This is a genomic window from Confluentibacter sediminis, assembly GCF_003258355.1.
Classification (GTDB): Bacteria; Bacteroidota; Bacteroidia; order Flavobacteriales; family Flavobacteriaceae; genus Confluentibacter; species Confluentibacter sediminis.
In genome coordinates, this window is record NZ_QKPO01000029.1 from 1 (window position 1) to 514 (window position 514).

Annotated in this window: 1 protein-coding gene; it reads right to left on the reverse strand. The window is 38.1% G+C overall.

Going from position 1 to position 514, the window contains the following annotated elements; translation table 11 throughout:
- Positions 1–400, reverse strand: a 400-nt coding sequence (locus DKT72_RS17390; protein ID WP_502243705.1) for an Arm DNA-binding domain-containing protein, incomplete at its 3' end; no start/stop codon positions are given.
- Between the last annotated feature and the right edge of the window lie 114 nt (positions 401–514).

A 514-nucleotide genomic window follows, 5' to 3' on the forward strand; every position in this document is an offset into this window, starting at 1 on the left:
AATAGTTTTTCAGAGTGCCATGCTTTAAAACCGTAACCATATTGACATTATGGTAGTCTATCAGCTCTGATAAAGTTTTATGGTTGTCATCCTCTCCCAAGAAACGGTATTTTATGGCGTTAGCTGTAACGATTTTTGATTCATCCAAAAGTTGCTTATGGCAGTCCAATAACCTGCTGTATTCTTGGTCAAGGTACTTGTTCAAGGTCTGAATGGGATATGAGCTGCCCCGTCCCCTATTTTTGGAGGAATCCCATTCTCTTTGTTGGACATGTCGCTTTAGACTGATCTCAGAACGCTTGCCATTTACGGTAATTCTTGCATAAATAGAGAGTTCCTGTTGTTTGCTTCGGGACTTTCTTGTGAAGAAAACCACCGAAAAGGTGTTGTTTGTTTGCATTTTTAGAAGCTTTCGTTAAACATGTATTTGTAAAAACAAAAGTCAAATCGTTCCTAAATGTTCCTTAAAACTACAACAATTCTGGTAAATAAGTGTTCACCGATTTGCACACCT